The 14,378-nt window shown below is 71.7% G+C and carries 15 protein-coding genes, 1 pseudogene and 1 riboswitch; of the genes and pseudogenes, 7 read left to right on the plus strand and 9 right to left on the minus strand.

The features are described 5' to 3' along the window. The first annotated feature begins 106 nt into the window (after positions 1–106). Positions 107–1,135, plus strand: a complete 1,029-nt coding sequence (locus AB0L59_RS04785) for a 6-phosphofructokinase (RefSeq protein WP_365579173.1) — start codon at positions 107–109, stop codon at positions 1,133–1,135. A 257-nt stretch (positions 1,136–1,392) separates the two neighbouring features. Here the strand turns inward: AB0L59_RS04785 and AB0L59_RS04790 are convergent, their stop codons facing one another. Together AB0L59_RS04790 and AB0L59_RS04795 are read right to left on the minus strand one after the other, a co-directional pair. Continuing rightward, complete coding sequence (locus tag AB0L59_RS04790) at positions 1,393–3,273, minus strand: anthranilate synthase family protein (protein WP_365579175.1); 1,881 nt, start codon at positions 3,271–3,273, stop codon at positions 1,393–1,395. 93 nt (positions 3,274–3,366) lie between these two features. Further along, positions 3,367–3,423, minus strand: a complete 57-nt coding sequence (locus AB0L59_RS04795; RefSeq protein ID WP_073894098.1) for a trp operon leader peptide — start codon at positions 3,421–3,423, stop codon at positions 3,367–3,369. A 106-nt stretch (positions 3,424–3,529) separates the two neighbouring features. Between AB0L59_RS04795 and AB0L59_RS04800 the strand changes: the two genes are divergently transcribed. Both AB0L59_RS04800 and AB0L59_RS04805 read left to right on the plus strand, forming a co-directional pair. Further along, positions 3,530–4,882 carry a class II 3-deoxy-7-phosphoheptulonate synthase gene (locus AB0L59_RS04800; protein ID WP_365579177.1) on the plus strand — a complete coding sequence of 451 codons (1,353 nt, stop codon included), beginning with the start codon at positions 3,530–3,532 and terminating at the stop codon, positions 4,880–4,882. Positions 4,883–5,041: 159 nt separating this feature from the next. Continuing rightward, complete coding sequence (locus AB0L59_RS04805) at positions 5,042–5,284, plus strand: (2Fe-2S)-binding protein (protein ID WP_365579179.1); 243 nt, start codon at positions 5,042–5,044, stop codon at positions 5,282–5,284. Positions 5,285–5,287: 3 nt separating this feature from the next. Here the strand turns inward: AB0L59_RS04805 and bfr are convergent, their stop codons facing one another. Continuing rightward, positions 5,288–5,770: a bacterioferritin gene (gene bfr / locus AB0L59_RS04810; protein ID WP_365579181.1), complete on the minus strand. Its 483-nt coding sequence runs from the start codon at positions 5,768–5,770 to the stop codon at positions 5,288–5,290. Between the two features lie 176 nt (positions 5,771–5,946). Here bfr and AB0L59_RS04815 point away from each other — a divergent pair, with 176 nt between their 5' ends. Continuing rightward, positions 5,947–6,579 (plus strand): sulfite oxidase-like oxidoreductase, encoded by a 633-nt coding sequence (locus tag AB0L59_RS04815; protein WP_365579183.1) that lies wholly within the window; start codon positions 5,947–5,949, stop codon positions 6,577–6,579. Between the two features lie 3 nt (positions 6,580–6,582). Here AB0L59_RS04815 and AB0L59_RS04820 read toward each other — a convergent pair. The 6 genes and pseudogenes from AB0L59_RS04820 to thiO all read right to left on the minus strand — a co-directional run. Beyond that, positions 6,583–6,726: pseudogene (locus AB0L59_RS04820) on the minus strand (DUF4396 domain-containing protein); the annotation flags it as partial. Between the two features lie 114 nt (positions 6,727–6,840). After that, positions 6,841–7,710 carry a deoxyribonuclease IV gene (locus AB0L59_RS04825; RefSeq protein WP_365579185.1) on the minus strand — a complete coding sequence of 290 codons (870 nt, stop codon included), beginning with the start codon at positions 7,708–7,710 and terminating at the stop codon, positions 6,841–6,843. A gap of 115 nt (positions 7,711–7,825) precedes the next feature. Further along, positions 7,826–9,742 (minus strand): Stk1 family PASTA domain-containing Ser/Thr kinase, encoded by a 1,917-nt coding sequence (gene pknB, locus AB0L59_RS04830; protein WP_365579187.1) that lies wholly within the window; start codon positions 9,740–9,742, stop codon positions 7,826–7,828. Positions 9,743–9,900: 158 nt separating this feature from the next. Next, positions 9,901–10,695, minus strand: coding sequence for a thiazole synthase (locus AB0L59_RS04835; RefSeq protein ID WP_365579189.1), 795 nt, complete (start codon positions 10,693–10,695; stop codon positions 9,901–9,903). Between the two features lie 3 nt (positions 10,696–10,698). Further along, on the minus strand, positions 10,699–10,917 hold the full coding sequence (gene thiS / locus AB0L59_RS04840; protein WP_365579191.1) for a sulfur carrier protein ThiS: 219 nt from the start codon (positions 10,915–10,917) through the stop codon (positions 10,699–10,701). Continuing rightward, positions 10,914–12,077: a glycine oxidase ThiO gene (gene thiO / locus AB0L59_RS04845; protein ID WP_365579193.1), complete on the minus strand. Its 1,164-nt coding sequence runs from the start codon at positions 12,075–12,077 to the stop codon at positions 10,914–10,916. Before thiO ends, thiS begins: the two co-directional genes overlap by 4 nt. Further along, a riboswitch (TPP riboswitch) is annotated at positions 12,075–12,186 on the minus strand. (Overlaps the previous gene by 3 nt.) Before the next feature lie 53 nt (positions 12,187–12,239). Here thiO and AB0L59_RS04850 point away from each other — a divergent pair. The 3 genes from AB0L59_RS04850 to AB0L59_RS04860 all read left to right on the plus strand — a co-directional run bounded on the left by AB0L59_RS04850 (position 12,240) and on the right by AB0L59_RS04860 (position 14,345). Beyond that, the gene (locus tag AB0L59_RS04850; RefSeq protein ID WP_365579195.1) at positions 12,240–12,590 is read left to right on the plus strand and encodes a hypothetical protein; all 351 of its coding nucleotides are present in this window, start codon (positions 12,240–12,242) and stop codon (positions 12,588–12,590) included. A 32-nt stretch (positions 12,591–12,622) separates the two neighbouring features. Then, positions 12,623–13,855, plus strand: a complete 1,233-nt coding sequence (locus AB0L59_RS04855) for an FAD-dependent oxidoreductase (protein ID WP_365579197.1) — start codon at positions 12,623–12,625, stop codon at positions 13,853–13,855. Positions 13,856–13,979: 124 nt separating this feature from the next. Next, positions 13,980–14,345 (plus strand): Rv2175c family DNA-binding protein, encoded by a 366-nt coding sequence (locus AB0L59_RS04860; protein WP_365579199.1) that lies wholly within the window; start codon positions 13,980–13,982, stop codon positions 14,343–14,345. The last annotated feature ends 33 nt before the right edge of the window (positions 14,346–14,378 follow it).

Genomic DNA, 14,378 nt, shown 5'->3' on the forward strand with positions numbered 1-14,378 from the left:
GGCTTCCGGCAATGCCCCGAAATCACCCGTCCCGCCCCTCCCAGTGTGACCTGGGTCACCGTTAGCGTGACCGAGTGTCAGGGAACCGCGGTGAAGGGACTTTTCCATGCGCGTCGGAGTACTGACCGGAGGCGGCGACTGCCCCGGGCTCAACGCCGTCATCCGGGCCATCGTCCGCAAGGGCGTGCAGGAGTACGGCTATGACTTCGTCGGCTTCCGGGACGGCTGGCGGGGTCCTCTCGAAGGCGACAGCATCCGTCTCGACATCCCCACGGTGCGCGGCATCCTGCCCCGTGGCGGCACCATCCTGGGCTCCTCGCGCACCAATCCCCTCAAGGCGGAGAACGGCATCCGCCGGATCAAGGAGAACCTGGCCAAACTGGAGGTCCAGGCCCTCGTCGCGATCGGCGGCGAGGACACCCTCGGTGTCGCCGCGCGGCTGTCCGGTGAGTACGGGGTGCCCTGCGTCGGGGTGCCCAAGACGATCGACAACGACCTGTCCGCCACCGACTACACCTTCGGCTTCGACACCGCCGTCAACATCGCCACCGAGGCCATCGACCGGCTGCACACCACCGCCGAGTCCCATATGCGGGTCCTGGTCGTGGAGGTGATGGGCCGGCACGCCGGCTGGATCGCCCTGCACTCGGGTCTGGCCGGCGGCGCCAACGTCATCCTCATCCCCGAGCAGCGCTTCGACGTCGAGCAGGTCTGCGCCTGGGTGACCTCCCGCTTCCGGGCGTCGTACGCGCCGATCGTGGTCGTGGCGGAGGGTGCCATGCCCAAGGACGGCGACATGGTGCTCAAGGACGGCTCGCTGGACTCCTTCGGACATGTGCGCCTGTCCGGGGTCGGCGAATGGCTGGCCAAGGAGATCGAGAGCCGCACCGGCAAGGAGGCCCGCACCACGGTCCTCGGGCACGTCCAGCGCGGCGGCACACCCAGCGCCTTCGACCGCTGGCTCGCCACCCGCTTCGGGCTGCACGCCATCGACTGCGTGCACGACGGCGACTTCGGCACCATGGTCGCCCTGCGCGCCACCGACATCGTCCGCGTCCCCCTCGCCGAGGCCACGGCCAGACTGAAGACGGTGGACCCGAAGCTGTACGCGGAGATCGGGGTCTTCTTCGGCTGAGCCATCCATCGACCGGCCCGTTTCCCACGGCCCCCGCCGCGGCACGCGCGACGGGGGCCCGTGGGTGCCGGAGGAGGGCCGCCCACCTCGCCAACCCGTCCTGACCCCGCGGGCCTCGAGCCCCGTAGCCGGACCCGCCCCCGGCTCTCTCGGCGGGCTCCTGCGGCCCCCGTCCTGGTCACCCGGCGCCAGGCGTACTGCGCCGGGGACACCGCCGCGCAGATCGCCGCGGCGCCACCCGTGCGCGACGTCCTCGGCTACACCGCGGGCCGCCGCTCGGAGAACGTGCTCGTCCCGCGCAGTTGACCGACCAGTTCCCGCACCACCGCGGCCCCGTTCAGGCTGAGGACCGACTCCGGGTGGAACTGCACGCCCGCGAACCCGGGGCCGCGCAGGGCGTGCACCTCGCCGTTCGCCGCCCGGCTCACCTCGATCCCGTGCGCCGCCAGCTCCCGGGCCGCCTCGTCGGCGCAGCGGGCCACGAAGCTGTTGTAGAAGCCGACGGTCTCGGCCCGCCCGAACAGGTCGATCGTGGTCTGCGCCCCCTGGTACGGCACCTCCTTGCGGACGATGTCCAGCCCCAGCTCGGCCGCGATCAGCTCATGGCCCAGGCAGACGCCCAGCACCCCGTGCCGGTGCTCCCGGATCACCGCGGCGGTCAGCTCGCGCAGGAACCGCATCTTCGGATCCGCGAGGTCCGCCGGGTCGCCCGGGCCGGGGCCGAGCACCACCGGTCCCTCGTGCGCGAGCACAGCCGCCCGCGACCCCGGCTCGTCGTACCGCCGTACGGACACCTCCAGGCCGCCCGAGCGCAGCACGTGCGCCAGCATCGCGGTGAAGGTGTCCTCGCCGTCCACGACCAGGGCGTGACGGGTCAGCTCCGGCGCCGGCTCCTGCATCCGCAGCCAGAAGGGGGCGAGCGCGGCCCGCCGGCCGTCCAGCGCCGCCCGCACCCGCGGGTCGTCGGCCAGCTGGGGCCGCTCCCGTTCCGCGCGCGGCCGGGACGGTCGTACCCCGAGGGCCGCCAGCACCCCCGCCGCCTTCGCGTGCGTCTCCGCGACCTCGCCCGCCGGGTCCGAGCCGCGCACCAGCGTCGCCCCGACGCCGACGCGCAGGTGCCCGTCGGCGGAGATGTCGGCGGTGCGGATCAGGATGGGGGAGTCCAGGGTCTGCGCGCCCCCGGAGTCCCGGCCGAGCAGCGCCAGCGCACCCGCGTAGTACCCCCGGCCCCCCACCTCGTGGCGCTCGATCACCCGGCACGCGTTCTGCACCGGCGAGCCGGTCACCGTCGCAGCGAACATGGTCTCCCTGAGCACCTCCCGCGCATCCAGGGAGGACCTGCCGCGCAGCTCGTACTCGGTGTGCGCGAGGTGCGCCATCTCCTTCAGGCGCGGTCCGACGACCACTCCGCCCCTGTCGCCGACGGTGCACATCATCTTCAGTTCCTCGTCGACGACCATGGACAGCTCCTCGACCTCCTTGCCGTCGGCGAGGAAGGAGAGCAGGTGGTCCGGGGTCGGGCCTGCGGCGGGGTAGCGGTACGTCCCGCTGATCGGGTTCATCACGACCGTCCCGCCGGACATCCGCACGTGCACCTCGGGGCTGGCCCCGACCAGGGTGCGGTCCCCGGTGTGCACGACGAACGTCCAGTACGCGCCCCGCTCGCCCTCCAGCAGCCGCCGGAACAGCGCGAGCGCGTCCGCGCGGCCGAACCCCGGGATCTCGCCCTCGTACGTGCGCCGGATCACGAAGTTGGCGCCCTCGCCCCGGCCGATCTCCTCGGCCAGCACCCGCCCGACGATCTCGCCGTACGCCTCGTCGCCGACGTCGAAGCCACCGCCCTCGACCCGCACCTCGTGCGCCGGGAGCTGGTCCAGTGCCGCGTCGAGCGGGAGCTCGTACGACTCCTCGGGCGTCAGCACCAGCAGCGGGGTGCCGTCGTCGCGGACGTCGAATCCGCGTTCGCGGATCTGCCGGAACGGGACCAGCGCGAGCCCCTCGTCGGGCAGGTCGGCGAGCCGGTCGCGGCAGGTCACCGGGCCGATCAGCAGCTCCACCGTCCGCTCGGCACGGCCGGGGGTGCGGCGGCGGAGCAGGGCGAAAGGGCGGTCGTCGTGCAGCAGATGTGCCAGGTCCATGGGTTCCTCTTCCGTCGATGTCGGTGAGGAACGACCCCGGACACACCGAAGGCCGCCCCTCGGGCGGCCTTCGCGAAGTCTCGGTACGCGCGATCAGTGGGCCGCCGGAGAAGCGGTCCACCACCAGTTCTGGATCGAAAGCGCGAACATGGCAGGAACCTTACCGCACCCGTCCCCCGTCCACAGGACAACCCTCGCGTCTCACCCTTCGAGCCAGAAGATGGGGCATGCGACACGACCCCGTAATGTTTACGAGGTGACCGTGAACGCTAAGACCAGCCCGAGCGCTGGCAACACCTGGCGAAACCTGCCCGCGGCGCAGCAGCCCGAGTACCCCGACCCCGAGGCTCTGCGCGCAGTGATCGCGGACCTCGAGTCGTATCCGCCGCTCGTCTTCGCGGGCGAGTGCGATCAGCTGCGCGCCCGGATGGCGGCGGTCGCCAAGGGAGAGGCGTTCCTTCTCCAGGGCGGCGACTGTGCCGAGGCCTTCGACGCCGTGTCCGCCGACCACATCCGCAACAAGCTGAAGACGCTGCTCCAGATGGGCGCCGTCCTCACCTACGCGGCCTCCGTGCCCGTCGTGAAGGTCGGCCGCATCGCCGGGCAGTACTCCAAGCCCCGCTCCAAGCCGACCGAGACCCGCGACGGTGTGACGCTCCCTGTGTACCGGGGCGACTCCGTCAACGGCTTCGACTTCACCGAGGCGTCCCGCATTCCGGACCCCGAGCGGCTGAAGCGCATGTACCACGCCTCGGCGTCCACGCTGAACCTGGTGCGCGCCTTCACCACCGGCGGTTACGCGGACCTGCGCCAGGTGCACGCCTGGAACCAGGACTTCGTGAGGACGTCGCCGTCGGGCCAGCGCTACGAGCAGCTCGCGCGCGAGATCGACAACGCCCTGAACTTCATGCGGGCCTGCGGCGCCGAGCCGGAGGAGTTCAAGACCGTCGAGTTCTTCTCCTCGCACGAGGCGCTGCTGCTGGACTACGAGTCCGCCCTGACCCGGGTCGACTCGCGCACCGGCAGGCTGTACGACGTCTCCGCGCACATGGTGTGGGTCGGTGAGCGCACCCGGCAGCTGGACGGCGCGCACATCGAGTTCGCCTCGCGGATCCGCAACCCGCTCGGCATCAAGCTCGGCCCGACGACCACGGCGGAGGAGGCGCTGCAGTACATCGACCGCCTCGACCCCGAGCGGGAGCCGGGCCGGCTGACCTTCGTCGTCCGGATGGGCGCCGACAAGATCCGCGACCGGCTCCCCGAGCTGGTGGAGAAGGTCACGGCGTCCGGCGCCACGGTGGCGTGGGTGACCGACCCGATGCACGGCAACACCTTCGAGGCGGCCTCCGGGCACAAGACCCGCCGCTTCGACGACGTGCTCGACGAGGTCAAGGGCTTCTTCGAGGTCCACAAGGCGCTCGGCACCCACCCCGGCGGCATCCATGTGGAGCTGACCGGCGACGACGTCACCGAGTGCGTGGGCGGCGGCGACGAGATCTTCGTCGACGACCTGCACCAGCGCTACGAGACGGCCTGCGACCCGCGGCTGAACCGCAGCCAGTCGCTGGACCTGGCGTTCCTGGTCGCGGAGATGTACCGGGACCAGTAGGCGAGCGAGGGGCACTCACTGGGCGTTTCTGGGGCGCGGATCACACGGGATCCGCGCCCCACCCACTTTTGCGGCCACCGGCGGATGGGTAAGGTTAGGTTTGCCTCACCGGGAAACGGGATGGCAGCAGGACAGGGATCCCGTCGGGAGGTGAACCGCGTGTACGTCTGCAGCTGCTTCGGCATCACCGAGGCCCAGGTCAAGCAGCACGCGGAGGACGGTGCCTGCACCCCCCGCCAGATCGCCTCCGCCTGCAAGGCCGGCACGGACTGCGGCTCGTGCGTGCGCCGGATCCAGGCCCTCCTCGGCCGTGGCACCTGCCCCCGCCGTGAGCTGGCCGACGAGGGGAAGCTGGTCCTCGCGGAACTCCCGTCCACGCCGGGGATCGCGGAAGCGGCCTAGGGGTCAGCTGCTCTCCGGCTGCTCGATGACCTGGGAGATGTACAGTGCCTCGCCGAGCTTCTCCACCAGCTCCAGCTGGGTGTCGAGGTAGTCGATGTGGTGCTCCTCGTCGGCGAGGATGTCCTCGAAGATGTTCGCGGACGTGATGTCGCCCTTCTCGCGCATCACCTTGACGCCTCGCCGGAGCCGGTCGATCGCCTCCACCTCGATCTGCCGGTCGGCCTCGAACATCTCCTTGACGGTCTGCCCCACGCGGACGTGGAAGAGCCGCTGGTAGTTGGGCAGCCCCTCCAGGAACAGGATCCGGTCGGTCAGCACCTCCGCGTGCTTCATCTCGTCGAACGACTCGTGCCGCGTGTACTTGGCGAGCTTGTACCAGCCGAAGTTCTCCTGCATCTTCGCGTGCAGGAAGTACTGGTTGATCGCGGTCAGCTCACCGGTGAGCTGCTCGTTGAGGAACTCGATGACCTCGGGGTCGCCCTGCATCGCAGCGGCTCCTTCCACACGGGAAACGGGGGGAGGTGTGCGGCGGCATGATCGCACCGGCCACGAAGATCGTCCAGTAAGTGCGTACTTAGTAGGTAAGTACTTGCTTGGCCTTAGTTGTCCGGTTCGTGGACTCGTGGTCAAGGGCACTGCCCGAGGTCTGTCAGGATGGATACATGGGTCATCCGGTGGAGCGAGCGTCTGGAGCGACGACAGGGTCCGAGCTTCCGCCGGGTCAGCGACTCCAGCGCGGCTGGCCGGTCACGCACTACGGGCCCGTCCCGAAGTTCCGGCCCGAGCGCTGGGAGTTCCGCGTCTTCGGCGCCACCGCCGACGGTGACAAGCACACCTGGGGCCACGAGGAGTTCACGGCCCTGCCGTACACCACCGTGCTGGCCGATCTGCACTGCGTGACGAAGTTCAGCATGATCGGCGCGGAGTGGGGCGGCGTCCCCGCCCGCACCATCCTCGACCTGGCCCCGCCGGCGGCGGACGTCACGCATGTGATGGTCTGGGCCGAGTACGGCTTCAGCTCCAACCTCCGCCTTGCCGACTTCGCCTCCGACCGCACCCTCTTCGCCACCCACAAGGACGGCGAACTCCTCACCGCCGAGCACGGCTTCCCGGTCCGGCTGATCGTGCCGCACCTCTACGCCTGGAAGGGGCCCAAGTGGGTCCGCGGTGTGGAGTACATGACCGCCGACCGCCGCGGCTTCTGGGAGGAACGCGGCTACCACAACATCGGCGACCCGTGGAAGGAACAGCGCTACTCCTACCAGGAGGAACCGGGGGACGGCCCGGAGTTGTAGCGCTCAGTGGTGGTACTGGTGCACCACCGCGTGGTTGCCGCGCCCGATCGTCCACTTGTTGACCGGCGTGGTCACCACGAAGGCGAGCACCAGTGAGACCGTCAGGGAGATCCAGAACAGCGCGTCGGCCGGCGTCGCGTCCATCGCGTGCGTCCGGCGTGCTCCGCGTGCGCTCCGTGCCGCATGACGACCCCCATGTCGGATGACCGTTCCTGCACCGGACAGGAACGGTATACCCCCAGGGGGTATTCCTTTGCCGCGTCAGGAATCCCGCAGTTTCTTCAGCCGCTCCACGTCCGCCGCGTGCCCCACCTTGCCGCCGGGCGTCTCGATGATCAGCGGTACGCCCTCGGTCGCGGGATGCGTCATGAGCGCCCGGAACGGGTCCTCGCCAATATGGCCGGCGCCAATGTTCTCGTGCCGGTCCTTGTGTGCGCCGACCACATCCTTGGAGTCGTTGGCGTGGATCAGCTTCAGCCGTCCCGCGCCGACCGTGTCCACCAGCAGGTCCAGCGTCTGATGCATCCCGCTCGGCCCGGTGAGATCGTGCCCCGCGGCGAAGATGTGGCAGGTGTCCAGGCACACGCCCAGCTTCGGATGCGCGTCCAGCGCCTCGAAGTACGGTCCGAAGTCCCAGGTGCGCGAGCACAGCGAGGCGCCCTGCCCGGCGGTCGACTCCAGCAGCAGAAACGGATCGTCGTCGTGGGTCAGCTCGTCCAGCAGCGGCAGCATGCGCTCGCGCACCTGCCGCAGCGCCGTCTCCCGGGGCCGCCCGCCGGTCGCGCTGCCGGTGTGCACGACGACACCCGGCGCGCCGATCTCCCGCCCCCGCCGCAGCGAGTGCCGCAGCGACTCCACCGACCGCTCCACGGTCGCCTCGGTGTGCGAGCCGAAGTTGATCAGGTAGGGAGCGTGCACATACGCCGGAATCGACTCCTCGGCGCACGCCGCCCGGAACGCCTCGTCCTGCCGCGGGTTCCCGGCGGGCGTGGCCCAGCCACGCGGGTTGGCGACGAAGACCTGCACGGCCTCCGCCTTCAGATCACGGGCGTACGACACCCCCACCGAGTGCAGGCCTCCGGCCACGGGGACATGACCGCCGACGGGGTTGCGCGGACCGGACCGCGGCACGACCGGAGAAAGCGAGGGCGCACGGGATGCCGAGGGGGACGGCGACTGATCGGGACTCACCCGTTCAGGGTGTCATGCCCGCACCGGCCCCCGGACCGCCGTCCCCGTGACCGGGTCACCGGATGGTGATCGTGATCGTCGACCCCTTGGGCGCCGTGTCGCCGCCCTTCACCGACTGCTTCTTCACGGTGTCGCCGAACAACCCGAACAGCCCGCGGTCCTCGTTCACCTGGAAGCCGGCGGCCTCCAGCGCCTTGTGGGCGTCGTCGACGCTGTCGCCGACCACGTCAGGCACCTGCACCATCTGCGGGCCCTTGGACAGGGTCAGCGTCACCGTGTCGCCCTCGGCGGCCTGGCTGCCGTCGCCCGGGCTCTGCTGGGCCACCTTGCCCGCGTCGTACTCGGAGTTGACCCGCGCGGGCGCGATCTGCACCTTCAGCCCGGCGTCCGTCAGCTCCTGCCTGGCGTCCTGGGGATCGTCACCGGTCACGTCCGGCACCTCGATCGGGCTGCCCTTGCTGACGGTCAGCGCGATCGCGGAACCGGCGTGCCGCTCGGTGCCGGCCCGCGGTGTCGTGGCGATCACCGAGCCCCTGGCGACATCCTCGCTGAACTGCCGGGTGACCATGCCCGGCTCCAGCCCGTCCGCCTTCAGCCGCGCACGCGCCTCGGCGAGCGTCCGGCCGTGGACATCCGGCACGTTCACCGTCTGCGGGCCCAGCGAGACGGTCAGCGTCACCGCGTCGTGGTCGCGGATCCGGGCGCCGGGCGCGGGGTCGGTGCCGATGATCGTGCCCCGCTGGACCGTGTCGTTGTACGCGCGCTTGACCTGCCCGACCTTGAGCCCGGCCGACTCCAGCCGGTCCCGGGCCTGCGCCTCCGTCTTCGACAGCAGCGGCGGGACCTTCGTGAACTGGCCCGAGTTGATGTACCAGACCCCGGCGCCCACCCCGAACACCACCAGCACGGCGGCGACGATCGTCAGCAGCAGACGCCCGGACCGGCGGGGTGGCACGGGCGGTGCCTGCAGCCGGCTGGTGTGCTGGACGGCACCCCCGGCCGGCTCGTCCTCGTTGACCGGCAGCGGCCGGGGCACGGTCAGCGAGCGCGGGATCACGCTCGTCCGGTCGCCGGCGTTGTCGTGCTCCGCGGACAGCGCCTGCGGGGGTATCGCGTCCAGCTGTTCGCCGCTCAGCCCCTGGCGTGCCGCGCGGACCTGGCCGAGCAGCGCCACGGCGTCGTGCGGCCGGATGTCCGGGTTGCGCGCGGTCGCGGACGCGACCACCTCGTCCAGCTCGTACGGCAGCCCCGGCACCAGCGCCGAGGGCGGCGGCACGTCGTCGTGGATGTGCTTGTAGAGCACCTGGGCGGGGGAGTCCCCGGAGTGCGGTTTTCCGCCGGTCAGCATCTCGTAGAGCACGACACCGCAGGCGTAGACGTCGACGCGGGGATCGGCGGTGCCCTGCTCGATCTGCTCGGGCGCGAGATACGACACGGTCCCCAGGACGGCGCCGGTCGTGCTGGTCACCGTGTCCACGGACCGCACGAGCCCGAAGTCGGCGACCTTGACCCGCCCGTCGTCACCTATCAGCACGTTCTCGGGCTTCATGTCCCGGTGCACGAACCCGGCCCGGTGCGCGGCGCCGAGCGCGGCGAGGACGGGCTCGAGGATGTCGAGGGCCGCGCGCGGCCGCAGCGCCCCCCGCTCGCGCAGCACGTCCCGCAGGGTGCACCCGGCGACGTACTCCATCGCCAGGTAGACGTACGCCCCGTCGGTGCCCTGGTCGAAGACCTGCACCACGTTCGGGTGAGCCAGCCGGGCGACCGACTTCGCCTCCCGTATGAACCGCTCGACGAAGGACCCGTCGGCCGCGAGCGTCGGGTGCATCACCTTCAGCGCGAGCACACGGTCCAGGCGGGTGTCCAGGGCCCGGTAGACCGTGGCCATCCCGCCGACCGCGATCCGTGCGTCGACGCGATAACGGCCGTCGAGCACCTGCCCGACAAGGGGGTCCTGAAGGGTCGTATCCACGCAGGCGAGTCTACGAGGAGGGACCGACAGTTCCTCCGCCGAGACCGCTTTCCCCCCGGCACTGAAGCCGACCTGTGACGCTTCGCACGAACAGGGGTTCTGACCTGGGCGAGCACGGTGGCGAGCGGTGCGCGGGGGAGACCGAAGGGCGACAGGACCTAGAAGGCCGGTCGCTCGGGATCCAACCGAGCCAGGCCCTCCGCAGGAGACGACGCCTGTGCGAGATACCGCCGCGGGATCCGCCCGGCCAGCCGAGCCAGCCGACCCCCCTCCACGGCATGCCTCATCGCGGCGGCCATGACCTCCGGCTCCTGCGCCCGGGTCACGGCTGAGGCGAGCATCACGCCCGCACACCCCAGCTCCATGGCCAGCGCGACGTCGGACGCCGTGCCGGCCCCCGCGTCCAGAATCACCGGCACCCGCGCGTGCTCGACGATCAGCTGGAAGTTGTGCGGGTTGCGGATCCCGAGCCCGGACCCGATCGGCGACCCCAGCGGCATCACCGCCGCACACCCCACGTCCTCCAGCTTCCGCGCCAGCACCGGATCGTCATTGGTGTACGGCAGCACCGTGAACCCGTCGTCGACCAGCGTCTCCGCCGCCTCCAGCAGCTCCACCGGATCCGGCAGCAGCGTCCGCTCGTCGGCGATGACCTCCAGCTTGACCAGATCCGTGCCGAGTGCCTCCCGCGCGAGCCGCGCGGTCAGCACCGCCTCGCCGGCGGTGAAACAGCCCGCCGTGTTCGGCAGCACCCGGATGCCCAGCCGCTCCAGCACGGACAGCACCGAACCGTGCACGGAGGGATCCACCCGCCGCATCGCGACCGTCGTCAGCTCCGTGCCGGAGGCGACCAGCGCCCGCTCCAGCACCTCCAGGCTGGGCGCACCGCCCGTACCCATGATCAGCCGGGAGGAGAAGGTCGTACCCCCGAGGACCAGAGGATCGTCGGCCATGGCTCAGCCTCCCTGGACCGCGGTGAGGACTTCGACCCGGTCGCCGTCGGCCAGCGCCGTGGCCGCCCACTGGGCGCGCGGGACGACGGTCTCGTTGACGGCGGCGGCCACCCCGGAGGGTGCCGCGACCAGCGACCGTACGACGACGTCGAGAGCGGTACCCGGAACGATCTCCCGGCGCTCTCCGTTGACGGAGATGGAAACAGTGACGGAGATGCTCATGCGGGCTGCTCCATGGGGACGGCGGTGCCGAAGCGCCGCGGCGTGAACGGGCGGGCCGCTTCCGGCAGTTCGCCGTCGGCCAGCAGCTGTGCCAGCACATCGCCGGTGACGGGGGTGAGCAACACCCCGTTGCGGTAGTGCCCGGTGGCCAGCAGCAACCCGTCGAGCCCGGACGGGCCGAGGAGCGGCGCGTTGTCGGGGGAGCCGGGGCGCAGTCCGGCCCGGGTCTCGGTGAGCGGCAGCTCGGTGATGCCCGGCACCAGCTCGTGGGCGTCGCGCAGCAACTCGTACACGCCGCCTGCGGTGACGGTCGTGTCCCAGCCCAGCTCCTCGCTGGTGGCGCCCACGACCAGTTCGCCGTTCTCACGGGGCACCAGGTAGACATGGCTGCCGCGGACTACGGCCCGTACGGTCCGGCTGAGGAACGGCGCGTACCGGCGCGGCACCGTCAGCCGCAGTACCTGCCCCTTCACCGGCCGCACCGGCGGCAGCAGCGCCTCGGGCACGCCCGCGAGCCGCCCGCTCATGCTCCCGGCCGCGAGCACCACCTGGCCGGCGCGCAGCCCGGTGCCGTCCGCGGTGGTGACTCCGGTGGCCCGGTCCCCTGCGACGTCCAGCCGCTCGGCCCACGCCCGGTGGAACACCACACCGGCCCGCTCGCACGCCGCCACCAGGGCCGCCGCCAGCAGCCGGGGATCGATCTGGTGGTCGCCGTCGACCCGCAGTCCGCCGCGCACCCCGGGCGCCAGCATCGGCTCCAGGCGCCGGCACTCACGCCCGGACAGCCACTCGGACGCAAGGCCCGAGCGCTGCTGCAGGGCGTGCAGTTCGCGCAGATGGGCGCGGTCGTCGGCGTCGAGCGCGACCGCGAGGGTGCCGCAGCGGCGATAGCCGAGGTCGTGGCCGGTCAGCTCGGTCAACTCGGCCGCGAAGTCCGGGTAGCGGCGGGCCGATTCCAGGTTGAGGGCGAGCAGTCTCTCCTCGCCGTAGTGCAGTTCGGTGACCGCGGCCAGCATCCCGGCCGCGACCCGCGCGGCACCCCCGCCGGGCTCGGGATCCACCACGGCCGTGGCGAGCCCGCGCTGCGCCGCGCGCCAGGCCGTGACCAGGCCGATGATTCCGCCCCCGATGACGAGGACGTCGGACGTACGTGACGACATGGGCGGTGAGCCCCTCCCTTCGCCGGCATGACCCGGATCAGGTTCGTACGGTCGGAGGCCGCCAGCCTCCCTCTCAGCCCGGTGCGTCCGGGCTCCCGCGAGTGCTTGTACGGTGGCCACCCTAGCCCGCCCCACTCCTCACCCGTAAGGGAGCCCCTGCCCATGGCCCGGTCGCTCGACGGACTGATCCTCGCCCCCGTGGCGGACCAAGCCCCAGGTCAGGTGGGCACCCGCACCCGGTTCGCGTACCACGAGGAGGACGGCGAGATCTGGGCCGAGTACGCCGGCGGCGATGTCGTGCGCGGCCATCTGGTCGGCACCCGGGAGGGTGACCGGCTGGACTTCCGGTACGTGCAGCTGAAGACCGACGGGACGACCTCCTCGGGGCACTGCGTGTCCACGGTCGTGGGGCTGCCGGACGGGCGGGTGCGGCTGGAGGAGACCTGGGAGTGGGAGTCCCAGGCGGGCACCGGTACGAGCGTTGTGGAACAGGTCACCGAGCACGCCCGCTGACTGACGCTCCGTCACGTGTCTATGGTGATCGGGTGAGCGAGCAGACAGCACAAGAGGGCACGTCACAGGGGCGGCGCGTGGTCGTCGTCGGCGCGGGCATGGCCGGGGTGCAGACCGCGGTCGCGCTGCGGGAGAGGGGCTTCAGGGGCGCCGTCACCGTGATCGGCGCGGAGCCCCACCAGCCGTACGACCGGCCGCCCCTGTCGAAGGCCGTGCTGCTCGGCAAGGCCGAGGACTCCGCGTTCGACGTGGACTTCGAGTCTCTCGGCGTCGAGCTGCGGCTCGGCTGCGAGGTCCTGGGCCTGCGCCCGGCCGAGCACGAGCTGGACACCGAGGCGGGCCCGGTGCCGTACGACGTCCTGGTCCTGGCCACCGGTGCGGAACCGATCACCCTGCCCGGCACCGAGGGCGTGCCCGGTGTGCACCTGCTGCGCACCCTGGACGACGCCGAGCGGCTGCGGCCGGTGCTGACCGAGCAGCACCGGATCGTGGTCGTCGGGGCCGGCTGGATCGGTGCCGAGTTCGCCACGGCCGCCCGGGAGGCGGGCTGCGCGGTGACCGTCGTGGAGGCCGCCGACCGGCCCCTCGCCGGCGCCCTGCCCGCAGAGATCGCCGCCCCCATGGCGGAGTGGTACGCCGAAGCGGGCGCCGAGCTGCGCACGCACGCGCGCGTGGAGCGCGTCGAGCCCGGCGCGGTGCTCCTCGCCGACGGCACCCGGCTGCCCGCGGGGGCCGTCGTCGTCGGCATCGGTGCCCGCCCCGCCACCGCCTGGCTGGCCGGCTCCGGCATCGGGCTGGGTCCGCACGGGGACGTCCTCGCCGACGACCGTCTGCGCACCTCCGTCGAGGACGTGTACGCCGTCGGCGACTGCGCCTCCTTCCCCTCGGCCCGCTACGGAGAGCGGCTGCTCGTCCACCACTGGGACAACGCCCTGCAGGGCCCGCGCACGGTCGCCGCGAACATCCTCGGCGAGAGCCCGTCGGTCTACGACCCGGTGCCGTACTTCTGGTCCGAGCAGTTCGGCCGGTTCGTGCAGTACGCCGGTCACCACGCCGCGGCTGACCGCATGGTGTGGCGCGGTGATCCGGCGGGCCCGGCCTGGACGGTGTGCTGGCTCCGCGAGGACCGCCTGGTGGCCCTGCTGGCCGTCGGCCGACCGCGTGACCTGGCCCAGGGCCGCCGCTTGATCGAGGCAGGCCGCGGTATGGACCCGGAGGCCCTGGCCGACCCCGCAAAGCCCCTGAAGGATGCCACGGCCGACTAGCCGGGGGGTGGCCGCCCGCGTCCCGGTGGGGGGCCGCGGGGAACTGCGCGACCAGCCACGACGCCGCCGCACCCGGACGACGACCCATCGCGGCCGAACCGGCGGAGCGCCTACCCTTGGCCACGTGACCGAGATTGACGCAAAGATCGATGCTCTCGTCCCCGGCTGGCTCACCCTGCCCGACATCGCCGAACAGCTCGGCGTCGAGGTGACGCGCGTGCGGCAGCTGGTCAAGGAGGGCCAGCTCATCGCCGTACGCCGAGGTGAGAACCGCGCGCTGCACGTCCCCGCCGCCTTCATCGACGGGGACAAGGTCGTCAAGGGCCTGTCCGGCACCCTGACGCTCCTGCGGGACGACGGCTTCACGGTCGAAGAGATGATCGAGTGGCTCTTCACCCCCGACCCGACCCTGCCGGGCACTCCCGCTCAGGCCCTGAGCGAGAATCGCGGCACGGAGGTGAAGCGCCGCGCCCAGGCGCTCGCCGTCTGAGCCGTACCGCACCACCAGAGGTGGCGTACGGGC

The organism is Streptomyces sp. NPDC052109 (assembly GCF_040680195.1).
Classification (GTDB): domain Bacteria; phylum Actinomycetota; class Actinomycetes; order Streptomycetales; family Streptomycetaceae; genus Streptomyces.

Bases quoted from the DNA above. Each gene is read 5' to 3' on its own strand.
- thiO (WP_365579193.1), bottom strand. From the start codon at position 12,077: ATGTCGTCACGTACGTCCGACGTCCTCGTCATCGGGGGCGGAATCATC.
- bfr (WP_365579181.1), bottom strand. From the start codon at position 5,770: ATGCAGGGCGACCCCGAGGTCATCGAGTTCCTCAACGAGCAGCTCACC.
- AB0L59_RS04785 (WP_365579173.1), top strand. From the start codon at position 107: ATGCGCGTCGGAGTACTGACCGGAGGCGGCGACTGCCCCGGGCTCAAC.
- thiS (WP_365579191.1), bottom strand. From the start codon at position 10,917: ATGAGCATCTCCGTCACTGTTTCCATCTCCGTCAACGGAGAGCGCCGG.
- AB0L59_RS04850 (WP_365579195.1), top strand. From the start codon at position 12,240: ATGGCCCGGTCGCTCGACGGACTGATCCTCGCCCCCGTGGCGGACCAA.
- AB0L59_RS04835 (WP_365579189.1), bottom strand. From the start codon at position 10,695: ATGGCCGACGATCCTCTGGTCCTCGGGGGTACGACCTTCTCCTCCCGG.
- AB0L59_RS04815 (WP_365579183.1), top strand. From the start codon at position 5,947: ATGGGTCATCCGGTGGAGCGAGCGTCTGGAGCGACGACAGGGTCCGAG.
- AB0L59_RS04790 (WP_365579175.1), bottom strand. From the start codon at position 3,273: ATGGACCTGGCACATCTGCTGCACGACGACCGCCCTTTCGCCCTGCTC.